A 17,289-nucleotide genomic window follows, 5' to 3' on the forward strand; every position below is an offset into this window, starting at 1 on the left:
ATTTGATTATGACGGGAAAAAAGAACATTCTGGCTATTCTTCTGTTGCTCTTTGTTGCAATGGGCGTGCAGGCTGCGCGGGTGGATACGGTAATGGTACGCAGCGAGGCTATGAACACGGAAGTGAAAGTGGTTTATGTGGTACCCGACAAGGCGGCGGGCAATTGCGGACAGGCTTGTCCTGTAATTTATCTGCTCCATGGCCATGGAGGAAATGCAAAGTCGTGGATTACGATAAAGCCTGAATTGCCCCGCATTGCCGACGAGAAAGGCATCATCTTTGTTTGCCCCGACGGTAAGAACAGCTGGTATTGGGACAGCCCGCTGAATCCTGCCTACCGCTATGAAACGTTTGTGTCGGATGAGTTGGTGAAGTACACCGATACCCATTATGCTACGGAAGCCGACCGCCAAGGACGTGCCATTGCAGGACTTAGTATGGGCGGGCACGGTGCGCTATGGAACGCTATCCGCCATAAGGATGTTTTTGGTGCGGCCGGAAGTACCAGCGGGGGCGTTGACATCCGTCCTTTCCCACAGAATTGGGATATGAGCAAGCAGTTGGGCGAGTTTGCCGCTAACAGGAAGCGCTGGGACGAACACACCGTCATCACCCAGATAGACAAGATACAGAACGGTGACCTGGCCATCATCGTCGATTGCGGTGAAGGCGACTTCTTTCTGGAAGTAAACAAGGCGCTGCATCAAAAATTGCTGGAGCGGGGCATTGATCATGATTTTATAACCCGCCCGGGATCGCATAACATTGTTTACTGGAATAATTCCATTGACTATCAGATCTTGTTCTTCGAGAAATTCTTTTCAAAACAGAAATAATCGGTTGCAAATCCTTTGAACCGTTTTTAAGATATCCCGAAATTTATTTTGTCGGAGTTTTCTTTTCCTCAGGCCGTCCGGTAGTAGGTACGGCCTTTACTATTTTGTAACCTGTAGCAGCCACCAGAATACTCATCAGCGGGCTGATGTAGTTGAAGAAACAGAACGGCAGATAGGTCAGCGTCGGTACACTCAGGATGGTGGCCTGCGTCAAGCCGCAGGTATTCCAGGGTATCAGGACGGAAGTGACGGTGACCGCATCTTCGGTCGTGCGGCTCAGCAGACGGCTTTCGTACCCCTGCCTCTTGTAGATGTCGCCGAACATGTTGCCCAGCAGGATGATGCTGATGTACTGGTCGGCCGTGGCGATGTTCAGGAAGAGGCCGGAGAACACTGTCGAAGCCACTGTACTGACACGGTTCTTGATGAAACGCACGCATACGGAGGTGATACTGCCCAGCATGCCGCCGGCTGTCATGGCGCCGCCGAAACACATGGCACAGAGAATGAGCCAGACGGTATTCATCATGCCCGACATACCCCGCGTAGCTACCAGCTCGGTCAGCATCGCGTTGTCGGTCTGCAGGCTGGTACTGCCGTAGCAGGTCATCATGGTACCCTTGAACAGGCCGCCACCTTCACCGGCTACTTCACGCAGCAGGTCGGGCTGGAAGATAAGGGCGGCCGCACAGGCCAGCAGAGTTGAGATGGCCAATGTGACGATGGAGAGTACTTTGCGGGCTATCAGGATACCTGTGACGATGGGAACGAGCAACAGCCAGGGGGTGATGTTGAATTTTCCCTCCAGCGTGGTGGCAAAGGATGCCATTTCCTGTATGGTACTTCCGCCTTCGTGTGTCAGTCCCATCACGGTGAACAGAATCAGGGCTATAAGCAGTGAGGGGACGGTGGTGATCATCAGATAACGGATATGGGTGAACAGCGGGGTTTCGGTGACCGAAGAGGCCAGTACGGTGGTGTCGGACAACGGTGAAACCTTGTCGCCGAAATAGGCTCCCGAAATAATGGCACCTGCTATCCAGCCTTCATGAAAACCCTGTGCCTTGCCGATGCCCATCAGAGCAATGCCGATGGTGGCGATGGTGGTCCACGAACTGCCTGTCATCACCGAGACAAGGGCACAGATAAGGCAGGTCGAAGCCAGAAAGAAATCGGGATGGATAATCTGCATGCCATAATATATTAAGGTAGGCACCACTCCGCTGACCATCCAGATGCCGCTCAAGGCGCCGATGATGAGCAGGATGAGCAGGGCGCTGGATACACCTGCAATGTTGTTGGTGATGGCCCGTTCGAAATCTTTCCAGGGAATGCGATAGAACGTCATGCCGATGAAGGCACAGCAGGCTGTAGTTACCAATAGGGAGATTTGGCTGCCTCCGCCCAAGGCATCGCTTCCGAAAGTGTGGATGGTGGCAAACAGCATTCCTGCCAGCAACACGATGGGCAGGAGGGAGACAAGGGGAGACGGGATTTTCTTCGTTGAATCCATTCTTTGAGTTATTCAGTTTCTAAATTCGGCCGCAAAGATACGACATTTTGTGGATATTCTTGCATAAACGCATATTGTATTGCATAAAAATATAAAATTGATTCGGATTATTCGGCTGGCATGGATGCTTTCGTGTATATTTATGCCTTATAATGGGGGCTTACCAGGACTTTTTCTTATGGATTCTGTGTTTTTTTCCATCAAATTAGTACTTTCGCAGCATTAAAATACGACCTGTAAGAGAAAAGGAATATTTATGCTAAGCAAGAATCAGAATATGGAAAAGAAAGTGGTAACTTTTGGTGAAGTGATGCTGCGGCTTACAACGCCCGGTTTCAAGCGTTTTGCGCAGGCAGGCGAATTTGTCGCGACCTACGGTGGCAGTGAGGCGAATGTGGCTCTTTCGTTGGCTCACTTCGGGATACCTACCGAGTTTGTGACGCGTCTGCCCGACAACGCCATTGCCCGTGCCTGCATCGCTTCGTTGCGTGCCGGAGGACTGGGTACGGAAGGCATAGTGTTCGGTGGCAAGCGTATGGGCATTTATTTTCTGGAGCCGGGTGCGGCTTTCCGTAACTCGAACGTGGTGTACGATCGCGAAGATTCGGCTTTTGCCACTCTCCGGCCGGGTATGATCGACTGGGAGCGGGTGTTCGATGGTGCCGGTTGGTTCCACTGGTCGGGCATTGCGGCAGCCCTTTCACAGGAGGGGGCGGATGCCTGCCGGGAGGCATTGGAGGTGGCCGACCGCATGGGGCTCACCATCTCGTGCGACCTGAACTTCCGCAAGAAGTTGTGGAACTACGGGCGGACGGCAGCCGAAGTGATGATGCCGCTGGTACAGTACAGTGACGTGCTTTTTGCGGCCGAACCCGAATATCGCGAAATTATGGGGCTGGAACCTGTCGGCTTCAAGGCAACGACGGCGTCCGACTGTTCGTTTGAAGCTAGCCTGCCGGCTTTCGAAGATTTTATGCGTCAGGTAAGCAAGTGTGTACCCCGCTGCCGGAAGATGTTTCTGGAGTTGCGCAATTCCATTACCTCCAACCACAATCTGCTGGCCGCCGTACTCTTGTCCGACGGGCAGTTCTATCATACCGGTATCTATGACATCGACCACGAAGTAGATCGTGTGGGGGCAGGCGATGCCTTTGTGGGCGGCCTGATTTATGGCCTGCTGGCCTATCCCGACGATGCGCAGAAGGGGCTTGATTTTGCCCTGGCGGCATCGGCTCTAAAGAATACCGTCTATGGCGACTTCAATCTGGTGACCGTCGAAGAGGTGGAAAGCCTCATGCAGGGCAACACCTCGGGGCGTGTTTCTAGATAAAGTCGGGGTGATGAGTCTGAAGCGTGCAGAGGGAAAAGACTCGGTAAATTCAGAATAAATGTAAAGTAAACATTACTTTTTATCAAGGATACTTGTTTTATTGTAATGTTTGCTATATATTTGCATCGTAATCTTTAAAACCATTATGATATGAAAACCGATTATCTTTTGTCGCCCTCCTGCAAGAAAGTAGGATTGTGGTTGGGCATTCCTTTTGTGTTGGGAGGTCTTTATCTCTTGTCTAATGGATCGTGGATGGATGCTTTCTTGTCCCAAATAGGGATGAGGGACTGTTTTGACGAACTTGTTGTGATCGGTCTTGCTGTTAGTTTGTTGCTGGCTTCCTTCTCGCGTGAGAAGGATGAGGACGAATGCATTGCCCATCTGCGCATGCAGGCCTGGACGATGGCCGTTGTGTGCAATTACTTGATTCTGATTGGAGTGACACTTTGCATTTACGGAATGCCATATCTCAACTTTATGGCTGTCAACATGTTTACCGTATTGATTTTATTTCTTGTATTTTTTCATTGGAAACTTTGGCGTTTCAGAAAGGAGAATCATGAATAATACCTTGCGCGTGCAGCGCGCCATCCATCAGATGACGCAGCAACAACTGGCCGAGGCGGTGGGAGTGAGCCGTCAGACCATCAATGCCATCGAGACCAAGAAGTATGTTCCTTCTACGGTATTGGCACTCAAGATAGCGAAAGTCTTCGGTCAGCCGGTCGAAACGGTCTTCCAGCTCGAGGAAGGTGACTGATTGCTTTGCCCGACTTCTATACATTTGTGGGGCTGTATCAAAAAATAAGAGAGAATGCGAACCATTCTGTCATGTTGTTGATGCAGCCCCATTGTTTTTTTACTTTTGCGTCACCACCGTGATGCCCAGTGAAATCAGTGTCAGCAGGGAAGCCACGGCCGATACGCCGCCCCAGCCCCACAACTCCCAGCAGCTGCCGGCCAGGAAGGTACCCAGCGAGCCGCCGATGAAGTAGGTGGTCATGAAGATGGTGTTCAGGCGGTTGGAGGCCGACGGGCAGAGGTGGAAGATGCTCGTCTGGTTGCTGAGCTGGATGCACTGCATGCCGATGTCTATCAGCAGGATGCCTGCCACGATGGCGGCGAAGCTGTTCTGCCCGAAGTAGAAGCAGCACCAGGACAGGAGGATGAGCCCGCACCCGATGTAGTTGAAATTGCGTACGCCCACCTTCTTCACCCAGCTGCCCACGAACGAGGCCGTCAGGGCGCCGGCCACGCCACACAGGCCCAGGAAGCCGATAACGTCGCTGTCGGCATAGAACGGTGCGCCGCCCATCTTGAAGGCCAGGCACGACCACATGCCCAGCATGGAGCCGAAGGCCAGGGCGGAGCGGATGGAATAGATGCGCAGTTCGGGATAGTCTCTCACCAGCCGGAAAAGCGATTTCATCAGGTCGGAATACCGTCCGCTGAAGGTGGGGCGGATGTCGGGCAGTACCTTGAGCACCACCACGGCACACACCACCATCATGCCGGCGGCTATGTAGTACATCTCGCGCCAGCCCAGCAGTTCGCCGACGTAGCCGCTGACCACGCGTGAGGCCAGGATGCCCGTCAGCAGACCCGAGATGACGATACCCACGTTGCGCCCCTTGTTCTCCGGGCGGGAGAAGACGGAGGCGATGGGCACGAAGATTTGGGGAATCATGGAACCTATACCCGTGAGCAGCGACGCGGCCCAGATGACATGGATGTCCTTGCTGACGGCCATCGTCAGCAGGGAGCAGATGAGCAGGGCGAAGTTGGCCAGAATGATTTTCTTGCGCGGATAGAGGTCGCCCAGCGGGATGATGAGTAGCAGTCCCAGCGCATAGCCCACCTGCGTGATCATGGCGATGAGATTGGCGCTGAACTCCGTGATGCCCAGTTCCTGCCGTATCAGGTTGAGCAGGGGCTGGTTGTAGTAGATGTTGGCTACAGACACACCTGCCACGATGGCAAGGGTCCAGAGGATATGGGCGGGGAGGCCGCCGTTTTCTTTCAATTCCTGTTTCATGCGGATGTTGTAACTGCTTATAAAAAGAAAATCCCCATAAGCTTTCGCTTATGAGGATTACCACTAGTGGGTGGCAGATGGGACTCGAACCCACGACATTCAGAACCACAATCTGACGCTCTAACCAACTGAACTACAGCCACCATGTTAGTGCATTTCCTAAATGCGGTGCAAAGATATGGATTATATTTGAACTGGCAAAACTTTCGGGAAATATTTTTTGTTTTTCTGCATCATTTTGTTTGCTCGCCGATTCCCTTGTTGTGCCTGGTAAACAGCTTGCGGGTGTTTTCTGTAAAGATTTTCAGCCGGTTACGGGCTGCCGGGGCCAGACTGTCTGCCGGAGTGGTGACGGGATAGAGAATGAAATTCTTTTTTCCGGTCAGTGCGGGGCGGCCTGTCCATACAAGGTCGTAACTGCAGGAAGCCAGCCGGGTGCGGGGGCCTGAGACAGCCGTCGGAGAAGTTTTCTCCAGGGTCAGGCTGACGACGGCACCGCCGTCGGTGTGGCGGGCGCTCATGTTGGAGAGGTAGTTGCCCAGCGAGTAGACCAGCAGATGACGGTCGCCGCTGAGGCTGTCGGTGCGCACCTCCATGGGCTGCACCACGTGCGGATGGCTGCCGATGATGTGGTCCACGCCCTGGGCAAACAGCCAGTCGGCCCACTCCTGCTGTTCGCGGCTGGGCAGCTGCTGGTATTCGTTGCCCCAGTGCAGGCAGGCGATGAGGACGTCGGGGCGCCAGGCTTGGGCGGTGTGGATGTCTTTCAGCATCTGGCGGCGGTCCAGGTAGTTCACTTGGTTGGGAGCCTTGACGCGCAGTCCGTTGGTGCCGTAGGTGTAGTTCAGCAGGGCGATGCGGAAACCGTTCTTCTGCAGGAGCAGCGGATAGCGGTGGTGGCGGTCGGTGGAGTCGCGATAGGTCCCGGCCGAAGGTATCTGCAGGGAGTCGAGCAGGTGGAGCGTGCGCTCCAGCCCTTTCTGCCCGCGGTCCAGGCAGTGGTTGTTGGCGGTGAGCAGGACATCGAAGCCGGCATCGCGGATGGCATGGAGGTATTCGTCGGGGGCACTGAAGGCGGGATAGCCCGTGTAGGGACGTCCGCCCAGCGTCACTTCCAGATTGCCGACGGCGATGTCGGCCGCCTGTATCTGCGGGCCGACGAGGGAGAAGCAGGGCGTGTAGTCGTAGGTACCCTGCGGTGTGCGTGCGGCATCTATCTGCGCCTGATGCTGCATCAGGTCGCCCACAAACAACAGCGTAATCCGCTCCTGTGCGGAGAGGATTACGCTATAAAGGAATAAGGTAAGGAGCGCCCACGTCTTCATTGCCTTTCAGGGTTTGGAAGGTGGGTCAGTCGTTGTACACGGCTTTCTTGCCGGCCAGCAGGGTGTTCTTCATCAGCGAGACGATGGTCATGGGACCTACGCCGCCCGGTACGGGAGTGATGAACGAGCACTTGGGGGCCACTTCGTCGAACTTCACGTCGCCCGTCAGCTTGAAGCCCGATTTCTTGGTGGCGTCGGGCACGCGGGTGGTGCCTACGTCAATCACGACGGCGCCTTCCTTTACCATTTCGGCCTTCACGAAGTTGGGCTGGCCCATGGCGGCGATGATGATGTCGGCCTCCTGGCATTCCTTCACCAGGTCGCGGCTGCGGCTGTGGCATACGGTGACGGTGGCGTCGCCCGGACAGGCTTTCTGCATCATCAGCATGGCCATCGGCTTGCCCACGATGTTGCTGCGGCCCAGGATGACGCATTTCTTGCCCTTCGTGTCGATGTTGTAGCGCTTCAGCAGTTCGAGGATGCCGTTCGGCGTGGCCGACACGTAGCAGGGCAGGCCGATGGAGAGGCGTCCCACGTTGATGGGGTGGAAGCCGTCCACGTCCTTGCGGTAGTCGATGGTTTCGATAACTTTCTGTTCGGAGATGTGCTTGGGCAGGGGGAGCTGCACGATGAAGCCGTCCACGTCGGGGTCGTTGTTCAGTTCGCGCACCTTGGCCAGCAGTTCTTCTTCGGTCACGTCGGCCTCGTAGCGGATGAGGCTCGACTTGAAGCCGCATACTTCGCAGGCCTTTACCTTGGCGGCCACGTAGGTCTCGCTACCGCCGTCGTGTCCCACCAGGATGGCGGCCAGGTGGGGGCGCTTGCCTCCGCGAGCCACGATTTCCGCCACTTCGGCAGCAATCTCCTGCTTCACTTGTTCTGAAATAGCTTTTCCGTCTATCAGTGTCATAGTTTCTTTTTTTATTGAAGGTTCATAATTTGTTTTTCAGGTTCTTGTTCTTCATGGGGACAATCCCTTGTTTGCTTACAAAGATAGTGAAAGGTGAGCGCAGAAACAAATGAAAAATAAGTTTTTCAATTTGATTATCCCGAACCGCATCCTGTCTAATCCAATAATGGGGTAAACGGAGAGAAGCGTCAGCGAGAACGGAGTTTTTCAGCTGACGGTTCCTGCCCGAAAGGGAAGGGTGGCATTCGCTTTGCTTTGCCCGGAGCGGGGGAGGGAGTAGGGAGAATGTTGCGCCGATACTCCGGTTGCGGGCGGCGTCTGTCGGCAGGCGGGGCTTTTTTACCCCTGTTCCCCCGCTAGGGGAAAGCTTTTCCCTTTAAAGGAGAAAGCCTTTCCCTTTTAAAGGGAAGACCTTTCCCTCAGGGAGAGAAAGTCTTTCCCCGTTTATGAAACAGGGTGAGGAAAACGATGTTGCTGATTATCTTGTATATACGGATATGAAAAGACAAACGCAGGCGATGCGCCTTTCCAGGCTGTCATCGTCTGCGTTCGTCGGATGTTCGGTCGTCCGTCTCCGTACTTTTACGGCGGCGTGACGCTACGAAGCGGTATGTATCATTTCTTCAACTTCGGCATCATCATCTTGCCCATCTTGCTGCCCGTCACCATCTTCATCATCTTGCGGGTCTGGTCGAACTGCTTCAGCAGGCGGTTCACCTCCTGGATGTTCGTACCGCTACCCTTGGCGATGCGCTGGCGGCGCGAGCCGTTCAGTATTTCGGGGTTGGTGCGCTCCTTCGGTGTCATGGAGTTGATGATGGCTTCGATGCTCTTGAAGGCGTTGTCGTCGATGTCGATGTCCTTGATAGCCTTGCCTACACCCGGTATCATGGAGGCCAGCTCCTTCAGGTTACCCATCTTCTTGATTTGCTGGATCTGGCTCATGAAGTCGTTGAAGTCGAACTGGTTCTTCTGAATCTTCTTCTGCAGGCGTTTGGCTTCTTCCTCGTCGTACTGCTCCTGCGCACGCTCTACCAGCGACACGATGTCACCCATACCCAGGATACGGTCGGCCATACGGCTGGGGTGGAACTGGTCGACGGCATCGAGCTTCTCGCCGGTACCCACAAACTTGATGGGCTTGTTCACCACCGAGCGGATGGAGAGGGCCGCACCGCCACGGGTGTCACCGTCGAGCTTGGTCAGTACCACGCCGTTGAAGTCCAGGCGGTCGTTGAATTCCTTGGCCGTGTTCACGGCATCCTGACCGGTCATGGCATCGACCACGAAGAGGATTTCGTTGGGATTGATGGCCTGCTTGATGGCGGCAATCTCGTTCATCATCTCCTCGTCCACGGCCAGACGACCGGCGGTATCGACGATAACGAGGTCGTAACCTTTGGCCTTGGCTTCCTGGATGGCGTTCTGGGCAATCTTCACAGGATCTTTGCTGTCCATCTCGCAGTACATGGGCACGTCAATCTGTTCGGCCAGCACGCGCAGCTGTTCGATGGCGGCGGGGCGGTAGACGTCGCAGGCCACGAGCAGCGGCTTACGGTTCTTCTTCGTCTTGAGCATGCGGGCCAGCTTGCCGGAGAAGGTCGTCTTACCCGAACCTTGCAGACCCGACATCAGGATGACCGACGGCTTGCCGCTCAGGTCGATTTCGGCGGTTTCGCCACCCATCAGCTGGGTCAGCTCGTCGTGGACAATCTTCACCATCAGCTGGCTGGGCTTGACGGCGGTGAGCACGTTCTGTCCTATGGCCTTGGCCTTGACGGTATCGGTAAAGTTTTTGGCCACCTTGTAGTTGACGTCGGCGTCGAGCAGGGCTTTGCGCACGTCTTTCAGGGTTTCGGCCACGTTGATTTCGGTGATTTTGCCTTCACCTTTCAATATCTTGAACGACCGTTCGAGCCGTTCGCTTAAGTTATCGAACATATGGTATTATCAATTATCTATGGTTCATTGTAAAGGGTTCATTATTCTCAGCTGTTCATGCTCATGAGGAACTCGTCGTTGTCTTTGGTCTTTTCCAAACGGTCCTTCACGAAGTCCATGGCCTCGAGGGCGTTCATGTCGGCCAGGTACTTGCGCAGAATCCACATGCGGTCCAACGTCTGCTTGTCTTGCAGCAGGTCGTCGCGGCGTGTGCTCGAAGCGACGATGTTGACGGCGGGGAAGATGCGCTTGTTGGCCAGGTTGCGGTCGAGCTGGAGCTCCATGTTACCCGTACCCTTGAATTCCTCGAAGATCACTTCGTCCATCTTGGAGCCGGTATCAATCAGAGCCGTAGCCAGGATGGTGAGCGAACCGCCGCCTTCGATGTTGCGGGCGGCACCGAAGAAACGTTTGGGCTTGTGCAGTGCGTTGGCATCCACACCACCTGACAATACCTTGCCTGATGCGGGCGAAACGGTGTTGTAGGCGCGGGCCAGACGGGTGATAGAGTCGAGGAAGATGACAACGTCGTGACCACATTCTACCATGCGCTTGGCTTTTTCCAGCACGATGCCGGCAATCTTTACGTGGCGTTCAGCCGGTTCGTCGAAGGTCGAGGCGATAACCTCGGCGTTGACGGTGCGGGCCATGTCGGTCACTTCTTCAGGGCGCTCGTCGATGAGCAGCATAATCATATATACCTCGGGGTGGTTGGCTGCGATGGCGTTGGCAATGTCCTTCATCAGGATGGTCTTACCGGTCTTGGGCTGTGCCACGATGAGGGCGCGCTGGCCTTTGCCGATGGGGGCGAAGAGGTCTACCACACGAGCCGAGAGCGAGTCGCTGTATCCGCCTTTGCAAAGCTTGAACTTTTCGTCGGGGAAGAGCGGTGTGAGGTGTTCGAAGGGAACGCGGTCACGCACGAAAGCCGGGTCACGGCCGTTGATTTTGGATACCTTCACCAGCGGGAAGTATTTTTCTCCTTCCTTGGGCGGGCGGATAACACCGTCGACCACGTCGCCTGTCTTCAGGCCGAAGAGCTTGATTTGCGACTGCGATACATAGATGTCGTCGGGCGAGGAGAGGTAGTTGTAGTCCGACGAGCGGAGGAATCCGTAACCGTCGGGCATGATTTCCAGTACGCCGGTGCCGTTCAGGATGTCGTCGAAGTCGTAAGCCTTTTCGCGTTCGGCCGGTTTGTTCTCGGGTTGCGGCTGGGTTACGGCTGCCTGGTTGTTGGGCTGGGCGGCACGCTGTTGGGCCGCAGGCTGGCGCTGGGGCTGGTTGTTGTTCTGGTTGTTATTCTGGTTGTTATTATTGTTGTTCGGATTGTTGTTGCCGTTTCCGTTGTTTTTGTCGCGGCGGATGCGCTGGCGCTGTTGTTTCTGTTGGGCAGGGGTTGGCATGACAGGTACTTCCACGCGGGTTGCTTCGAATTTTCCAATCAGTTCGGAGGGGAGTTCCACCTTGTCGGTAGGCAGGTCTTCGATGGGAATGAAGTCGTCGTTCGAGGCAGCCAGAATCGGGCTTTCTTCTTTTTCCTCAACGATTTCGGCCGGTGCCTTCTTTTCTTCTTCGGCTTTCGGAGCAGCTTCGGGAGTTTCCTTTACTTCCTCCTGAGCGGCTGTATCAGCCTGTGCCTTGGCCTCTTCCGCCTTATTCTTGCGAGGGCGTCCCGGCTTGCGCTTCGGAGCGGCTTCTGCTTCCTGTGCCTGGGCCGTTTCGGCTGCGCTGTCGGTTGCCGGTTGAGGGGCGGGGATGATGTTCTTTTCTTCTATTTTGGGAGCTTCTTTCGGGTTGGGTTTGGTCAGCTCGCCGTTTTTGTCTGCCGAGAATACTTTGTCTACGTTTTCTTTTTTAATGGTCACGCGCGACCGCTTCTGACGTTCGTTCTTGCGCTCTTCCTTCTGCTTTTCGGCAGCCACTTTCTTGGTGGCTCCTACAATGGCCTGTTCATCGAGAATCTTATAGACCAGTTCTTCTTTCTTCAGCGAATCGGTCTTCTTGATACCTAATTCTTGCGCAATACTTTGGAGTTCCGACAAACTTTTGTCGTTCAGTTGAATAATGTTATACATATATGCGTGTATGATTTATTTTTAAGGAGGTGGTTGATAGCTTAACGCAGCCGTTGCCGACAATTAAGACTGAAACCGCCGTTGTTTTGAAATCTGTAATTATAAATGGGATGTTGTTTTATTGAAGTGTTTCAACGGCGCAAAGGTAATGATTATTTTTCAGCTTTCCTATAAAAAGGTCTGTTTTTTGAGCGGAATCACTTATCTTTGCTTCAGTAAAAGTGAAGTTATGACAGTTAATGCTATTAATCTGATTACTTTTTCGCCGACGCATACTTCCAAACAGATAGGCGAGGCGATTGTTCGCGGCATGGGTATTGCCGATGTTTCTTTTGTAGATATGACCTTGCAGACGCCTGAGCAGAAGGAGTTTGGATCTGATGTGCTGGCGGTGATAACGGTACCTGTATATGGCGGCCATGTGGCTCCCCTGGCTTTGGAGCGGATGAAAGACCTCCGCGCCGACGGTACGCCGGCCGTGATAGTTATGGTTTATGGCAACCGTGCCTACGAGAAGGCTTTGACGGAGTTGGATGCTTTTGTTAGCGGATTGGGTTTCAAGGTGATTGCCGGTGGCACGTTTGTGGGTGAGCATTCGTACAGCAGCGACCGTTACCCCATTGCGGCCGGCCGTCCCGATGACGACGACCTGAAGTTTGCCGAAGAGTTTGGTGCCAAGGTGCGTATTAAGCTGTCGAATGCCGCCGATGCAGAGCATCTGTATGGCGTGGACGTGCAGAAGATTCAGCGGCCGAAGCAGCCCTTCTTACCTTTGTTCCGTTTCCTGCGTCGGGTGATAAAATTGCGCAAGAGCGGTGTGCCCATGCCTCGCACGCCTCAGGTGGACGAGAAACTCTGTACACATTGCGGCTTGTGCGTGAAGCGTTGTCCTGCAGGCGCCATTGTGAAAGGGGAGGAGTGCGTGACGAATGCCGAGAAATGCATCCGTTGTTGTGCCTGCGTGAAGGGGTGCCCCCAGAAGGCACGCACGTTCGATACACCCTTCGCTGCTTTGTTGCACGACTGCTTCCAGCGTCCGAAGGAAAATCGTATCATTCTTTGACCATACGGACGAGCGTCACTTTGCGTGTGTGTTCGTCCACCCGAAAGCGGTTGTCTGTCCGTTCGCCCACCAGCCAGGCGATGTCTTCGCCGCAACACAACACCCATTGGCGTTGTTTTTGCAGGAGGGAGAATTTGCGGTCGGTCAGATAATCGCTTACTTTTTTGCGTCCTTTCATGCCGAAGGGCACGAACGTGTCGCCCGTCTGCCACAGACGCAGGGTCAGTGCGTGGTGCAGCTTGGCGGTGTCGAAACAGGCGGTCAGCCGGTCGCGGGGGATGACGAAGTCAGACGTCAGCTCCACTTCCGTCATTTCCAGTCGGGGCGGGCGGTTCATGGTTTGCTTGTCTTGCATCAGCAGCAGGTCGCGGTCCTTCACCACCAACCAGCCTTCCGATTCGAAGGCTTTGCCTGCCTGCCTTTCGAGCGAGCGGAAGATGTCGTCCGTCTGCGCTTCGTTGAAGCCCAGCGGGTGGAGGATTTCATGGAGCAGCGCCTGTGGCTCTGCTTCTTTCAGCAGGGCGGTTATGCGGATGCCTTCGGGGCAGAGCACCCTTTCCCTGGCTTCGGCTATACTTATATTATATAAGGTGGCGGCTTCGTCCAAGTGGGCGGCCGTACGGAGAATGCTCCGTCGGACGGACGGGTTGATTTCCTGCATCAGGGGCAGGAGGTTCAGGCGTATCTTGTTGCGCGTGTATTCGTCCTGCAGGTTGGTACTGTCGGTGACGTACGACTGGCCTTGGCGGTCGAGGTAGTGCAGGATGTCATCGCGCGTCAGGCAAAGCAGGGGGCGGACGATGCGGCCGTTGCGTGGGCGGATGCCCCGCAAACCGTTGATGCCCGTGCCCCGCATCAGGTTGAGCAGGAAGGTCTCCACGCTGTCGTCGGCATGATGGGCCACGGCTACAGCGTCGGCTCCCAGCTCCTGACGGAGGGTCTCGAACCACTGGTAGCGCAGCTCGCGCGCGGCCATTTCGATGGAGATGTGCCGGTTGGCGGCGTGTTGGGTGGTGTCGAAGTGGACAACGTGCAGGGCGACGTGCCGCTCCTCGCACAGGCGGCGGACGAATTGCTCGTCGCGGTCGGATTCCTCGCCGCGCAGGTGGAAGTTGCAATGCGCCGCCTCGCATGCATAACCCAGCTCCGTCAGCAGGAACAGGAGGGCCACGGAGTCGGCACCGCCGCTCAGGGCCACGATGACTTTGCCGCCTGCTTCCAGCAGACGTTCTTGGGCAATGTATTGGGCAACTTTCTTCTTTTCCATACCTGCAAAGGTAGTATAAACCAAGAGAAATACAAAAGACGAAAACAACGTTTTCGGGCTTTTTTATTTCCGAGGTGCCGTTGTTTTATTAGCAGGTCAGTATTCCTTCGGAAAGCACTGCTTTGCAACCTTTAAAGCATTGCTTTCTCCCTTTGAAAACATTGCTTTCCGAAATGGCACGTAGTGCGATGCGGACGGGGGTTGCTATCAGTTTCTTACGCCTTGTTATTTAAAAACATTCTAAATTGCTTGCGGGTTGTCGGCATATCTCGTATCTTTGCATCCGAAAAATCATAGAGAAAGGCAAATACTATGCGTTTATCCGAATTGAATACCGGCGAGAAAGGCGTGATTGTCAAGGTGATGGGCCACGGAGGTTTCCGCAAGCGCATTGTGGAGATGGGCTTCATCAAGGGCAAGACGGTGGAGGTGCTGCTCAACGCGCCTTTGCGCGACCCTGTGAAATACAAAGTGATGGGTTACGAAATCTCCCTGCGCCGCCAGGAGGCCGACATGATTGAGGTCATCAGCGAACAGGAGGCGAGGGAACACAACGTGCAGCCCGGCTATCACAAAGGACTGGAGGAAGACATCCGCCTGACCGAGGACGAAATGAGAACGCTGGCGCGCGACAAGCGCCGCACCATCAACGTGGCGCTGGTGGGCAATCCGAATTGTGGCAAGACATCGCTCTTCAACATCGCTTCGGGGGCACACGAGCATGTGGGTAACTACAGCGGCGTGACGGTCGATGCCAAGGAAGGCTTCTTCGACTTCCAGGGCTACCGCTTCCGCATTGTCGACCTGCCGGGCACGTATTCGCTTTCGGCCTATTCGCCCGAGGAAATCTACGTCCGCCGCCACATCATCGACCAGACGCCGGACATCATCATCAACGTGGTCGATGCCTCCAACCTGGAGCGCAACCTCTACCTGACCACCCAGCTGATAGACATGAACGTCCGCATGGTGGTGGCTCTGAACATGTACGACGAGCTGGAGGCCAGCGGCAATACGCTGGATTACGTGAAGCTGGGCGAACTCTTCGGCGTGCCGATGCTGCCCACCGTGAGCCGTACGGGCCGCGGCGTGGAAAACCTTTTCCACGTCATCATCACCCTTTACGAGGGAGGCGACTTCCTCGACAAGAAGGGAAAGGTGCGCGCCGAAATCCTCGAAGACTTCCGCCAGTGGCACAAGGAATATGTGCCCGACCACGCTTTCGGCACCCATCAGGAAGAGGAGGAGCATCCGCGCGGCTTCTTCCGCCACATCCACATCAACCACGGCCCCGAACTGGAGCGCAGCATTGATGCGGTGAAGCTGGTCATCAGCGAAAACGAAAACATCCGTCACAAATACTCCACCCGTTTTCTTTCCATCAAGTTGCTGGAGAACGACAAGGACCTGGAGGGCATGGTGAAGACCCTGCCCAACGGCGACAAGATATTGGAGGTGCGCGACCGCGAGAAGCAGCGCATCCGCGAGGTGATGAACGAGGACAGCGAGCAGGCCATCACCGACGCCAAGTATGGCTTCATCTCGGGTGCCCTTCGCGAGACGTTCGTGGACAACCATCAGGACAAGGAGCGCATGACACGCGTGATAGACGCCATCGTGACCCACCGCGTCTGGGGATTTCCCATCTTTTTCCTCTTCATGTTCCTGATGTTCGAAGTGACTTTCGTGCTGGGAGCCTACCCGCAGGACTGGATTGAGAGCCTGGTGAACGTCATCGGAACCTTCATCAGCAACAACATGGCCGAAGGGCCGTTGAAGGATTTGCTCATCGACGGTATCATCGGCGGCGTGGGAGGCGTCATTGTTTTCCTGCCCAACATCCTGATACTCTATCTGTTCATTTCGCTGATGGAGGATTCGGGGTACATGGCCCGTGCAGCCTTCATCATGGACAAAATAATGCACAAGATGGGCTTGCACGGCAAGTCGTTCATTCCCCTGATTATGGGCTTCGGATGCAATGTGCCTGCCGTATTGGCTTCGCGCACCATCGAGAACCGCAAGAGCCGGCTGGTGACCATCCTCATCAATCCCTTGATGTCGTGCAGTGCGCGCCTGCCCATCTATCTGTTGCTGGTAGGCGTCTTCTTCCCCCATCATGCCAGCCTGGTGTTGCTGAGCATTTATAGCTTGGGCATCATCCTGGCCGTGGTCATGGCGCGTCTCTTCAGCCGCTTCCTTGTGAAGGGCGACGACACGCCGTTCGTCATGGAGCTGCCCCCCTACCGCATGCCTACTTCGAAAGCTATCTTCCGCCACACGTGGGAGAAGGGTGCACAATACCTGCGCAAGATGGGTGGTGTCATCATGGTAGCCTCCATCATCATTTGGGTGCTGGGTTATTATCCACGTCCTTCCGAGTCGATGGACCTGGCGCAGCAACAGGAGAATTCCTATATCGGCCGCATTGGCAAGGCCATCGAGCCGGCTATCGAACCATTGGGCTTCGACTGGAAGCTGGGTATCGGCATCCTGTCGGGAGTGGGAGCTAAGGAACTGGTGGTCAGTTCGCTGGGTGTACTCTATGCCGATGATGCCGAAGCCGATGAGACGACCCTGGCCCAACGGTTGCCCATCACGCCGCTGGTAGCTTATGGCTATATGGTTTTCATCCTGCTTTATTTCCCGTGTGTGGCTACGCTGGCCGCCATCAGGCAGGAGGCGGGCGGCTGGAAGTGGGCGGCATTTGCGGCTGCCTATACCACTATATTGGCATGGATCATGTCCTTTGCCGTTTATCAGATAGGAGGATTGTTTGTATGACCGACTGGCAACATTGGGCGGTAGCCCTGATCGTACTGCTGTGCCTGTGGAGCATCGTAAAGAGCATCCGTTCCTTTTTCCGCCGTTCGCGGAAAGGGGAAAATCCTTGTAGCGGATGTTCTTGCGGGTGTTCGGGCGGTTGTCCTTCGGCGGCCGTGAAAAAAGAAATGAAGAAAAAATGCTGCGGATAGTTGGTAATTAGAA

14 protein-coding genes and 1 tRNA gene are annotated in these 17,289 nt (G+C 55.0%); 7 read left to right on the forward strand and 8 right to left on the reverse strand.

Annotation, left to right across the window (positions count from 1 at the left end; genetic code table 11):
• The first annotated feature begins 8 nt into the window (after positions 1–8).
• Positions 9–836, forward strand: coding sequence for an alpha/beta hydrolase-fold protein (locus RDO88_RS01690; protein WP_307757711.1), 828 nt, complete (start codon positions 9–11; stop codon positions 834–836).
• Positions 837–879: 43 nt separating this feature from the next.
• On the opposite strand, the gene RDO88_RS01695 is transcribed toward RDO88_RS01690, so the two are convergent.
• Positions 880–2,349 (reverse strand): Na+/H+ antiporter NhaC family protein, encoded by a 1,470-nt coding sequence (locus tag RDO88_RS01695; RefSeq protein ID WP_307757712.1) that lies wholly within the window; start codon positions 2,347–2,349, stop codon positions 880–882.
• 277 nt (positions 2,350–2,626) lie between these two features.
• Between RDO88_RS01695 and RDO88_RS01700 the strand changes: the two genes are divergently transcribed.
• The 3 genes from RDO88_RS01700 (at position 2,627) to RDO88_RS01710 (ending at position 4,442) form a co-directional block, all read left to right on the forward strand.
• Positions 2,627–3,679 (forward strand): PfkB family carbohydrate kinase, encoded by a 1,053-nt coding sequence (locus tag RDO88_RS01700; protein ID WP_374043882.1) that lies wholly within the window; start codon positions 2,627–2,629, stop codon positions 3,677–3,679.
• A 150-nt stretch (positions 3,680–3,829) separates the two neighbouring features.
• Positions 3,830–4,249, forward strand: coding sequence for a hypothetical protein (locus tag RDO88_RS01705; RefSeq protein WP_307757714.1), 420 nt, complete (start codon positions 3,830–3,832; stop codon positions 4,247–4,249).
• The gene (locus RDO88_RS01710) at positions 4,242–4,442 is read left to right on the forward strand and encodes a helix-turn-helix transcriptional regulator (RefSeq protein ID WP_021847514.1); all 201 of its coding nucleotides are present in this window, start codon (positions 4,242–4,244) and stop codon (positions 4,440–4,442) included. Before RDO88_RS01705 ends, RDO88_RS01710 begins: the two co-directional genes overlap by 8 nt.
• Before the next feature lie 99 nt (positions 4,443–4,541).
• Here RDO88_RS01710 and RDO88_RS01715 read toward each other — a convergent pair whose 3' ends face one another.
• The 6 genes from RDO88_RS01715 to rho all read right to left on the reverse strand — a co-directional run bounded on the left by RDO88_RS01715 (position 4,542) and on the right by rho (position 11,971).
• Positions 4,542–5,717, reverse strand: a complete 1,176-nt coding sequence (locus tag RDO88_RS01715; protein ID WP_307757715.1) for an MFS transporter — start codon at positions 5,715–5,717, stop codon at positions 4,542–4,544.
• A 69-nt stretch (positions 5,718–5,786) separates the two neighbouring features.
• A tRNA-His gene (locus tag RDO88_RS01720) sits at positions 5,787–5,860 on the reverse strand.
• Positions 5,861–5,950: 90 nt separating this feature from the next.
• A complete protein-coding gene (locus RDO88_RS01725; RefSeq protein WP_307757716.1) occupies positions 5,951–7,042 on the reverse strand; it encodes a CapA family protein in 1,092 nt (363 codons plus the stop codon).
• A gap of 25 nt (positions 7,043–7,067) precedes the next feature.
• Positions 7,068–7,952 carry a bifunctional methylenetetrahydrofolate dehydrogenase/methenyltetrahydrofolate cyclohydrolase FolD gene (folD, locus tag RDO88_RS01730; RefSeq protein WP_307757717.1) on the reverse strand — a complete coding sequence of 295 codons (885 nt, stop codon included), beginning with the start codon at positions 7,950–7,952 and terminating at the stop codon, positions 7,068–7,070.
• Between the two features lie 615 nt (positions 7,953–8,567).
• Positions 8,568–9,893, reverse strand: a complete 1,326-nt coding sequence (ffh, locus tag RDO88_RS01735) for a signal recognition particle protein (protein WP_307757718.1) — start codon at positions 9,891–9,893, stop codon at positions 8,568–8,570.
• 47 nt (positions 9,894–9,940) lie between these two features.
• Positions 9,941–11,971, reverse strand: a complete 2,031-nt coding sequence (gene rho, locus RDO88_RS01740) for a transcription termination factor Rho (protein ID WP_307757719.1) — start codon at positions 11,969–11,971, stop codon at positions 9,941–9,943.
• Positions 11,972–12,200: 229 nt separating this feature from the next.
• Between rho and RDO88_RS01745 the strand changes: the two genes are divergently transcribed.
• Positions 12,201–13,034 (forward strand): 4Fe-4S binding protein, encoded by an 834-nt coding sequence (locus RDO88_RS01745; protein ID WP_307757720.1) that lies wholly within the window; start codon positions 12,201–12,203, stop codon positions 13,032–13,034.
• Here the strand turns inward: RDO88_RS01745 and tilS are convergent.
• A complete protein-coding gene (gene tilS / locus RDO88_RS01750) occupies positions 13,024–14,301 on the reverse strand; it encodes a tRNA lysidine(34) synthetase TilS (RefSeq protein WP_307757721.1) in 1,278 nt (425 codons plus the stop codon). The genes RDO88_RS01745 and tilS overlap by 11 nt on opposite strands.
• A gap of 312 nt (positions 14,302–14,613) precedes the next feature.
• Here tilS and feoB point away from each other — a divergent pair, with 312 nt between their 5' ends.
• Positions 14,614–17,085 (forward strand): ferrous iron transport protein B, encoded by a 2,472-nt coding sequence (gene feoB / locus RDO88_RS01755; RefSeq protein ID WP_307757722.1) that lies wholly within the window; start codon positions 14,614–14,616, stop codon positions 17,083–17,085.
• Positions 17,082–17,276 (forward strand): hypothetical protein, encoded by a 195-nt coding sequence (locus RDO88_RS01760; protein WP_021847523.1) that lies wholly within the window; start codon positions 17,082–17,084, stop codon positions 17,274–17,276. The genes feoB and RDO88_RS01760 overlap by 4 nt, the downstream gene beginning before the upstream one ends.
• Positions 17,277–17,289: the final 13 nt, after the last annotated feature.

The organism is uncultured Mediterranea sp. (genome assembly GCF_902493215.1).
In the GTDB taxonomy this organism is placed as follows: domain Bacteria; phylum Bacteroidota; class Bacteroidia; order Bacteroidales; family Bacteroidaceae; genus Bacteroides.

Bases quoted from the DNA above. Each gene is read 5' to 3' on its own strand.
- feoB (WP_307757722.1), top strand. From the start codon at position 14,614: ATGCGTTTATCCGAATTGAATACCGGCGAGAAAGGCGTGATTGTCAAG.
- RDO88_RS01695 (WP_307757712.1), bottom strand. From the start codon at position 2,349: ATGGATTCAACGAAGAAAATCCCGTCTCCCCTTGTCTCCCTCCTGCCC.
- RDO88_RS01725 (WP_307757716.1), bottom strand. From the start codon at position 7,042: ATGAAGACGTGGGCGCTCCTTACCTTATTCCTTTATAGCGTAATCCTC.
- RDO88_RS01715 (WP_307757715.1), bottom strand. From the start codon at position 5,717: ATGAAACAGGAATTGAAAGAAAACGGCGGCCTCCCCGCCCATATCCTC.
- RDO88_RS01690 (WP_307757711.1), top strand. From the start codon at position 9: ATGACGGGAAAAAAGAACATTCTGGCTATTCTTCTGTTGCTCTTTGTT.
- folD (WP_307757717.1), bottom strand. From the start codon at position 7,952: ATGACACTGATAGACGGAAAAGCTATTTCAGAACAAGTGAAGCAGGAG.
- RDO88_RS01705 (WP_307757714.1), top strand. From the start codon at position 3,830: ATGAAAACCGATTATCTTTTGTCGCCCTCCTGCAAGAAAGTAGGATTG.
- RDO88_RS01760 (WP_021847523.1), top strand. From the start codon at position 17,082: ATGACCGACTGGCAACATTGGGCGGTAGCCCTGATCGTACTGCTGTGC.
- rho (WP_307757719.1), bottom strand. From the start codon at position 11,971: ATGTATAACATTATTCAACTGAACGACAAAAGTTTGTCGGAACTCCAA.
- RDO88_RS01745 (WP_307757720.1), top strand. From the start codon at position 12,201: ATGACAGTTAATGCTATTAATCTGATTACTTTTTCGCCGACGCATACT.
- ffh (WP_307757718.1), bottom strand. From the start codon at position 9,893: ATGTTCGATAACTTAAGCGAACGGCTCGAACGGTCGTTCAAGATATTG.
- tilS (WP_307757721.1), bottom strand. From the start codon at position 14,301: ATGGAAAAGAAGAAAGTTGCCCAATACATTGCCCAAGAACGTCTGCTG.
- RDO88_RS01710 (WP_021847514.1), top strand. From the start codon at position 4,242: ATGAATAATACCTTGCGCGTGCAGCGCGCCATCCATCAGATGACGCAG.
- RDO88_RS01700 (WP_374043882.1), top strand. From the start codon at position 2,627: ATGGAAAAGAAAGTGGTAACTTTTGGTGAAGTGATGCTGCGGCTTACA.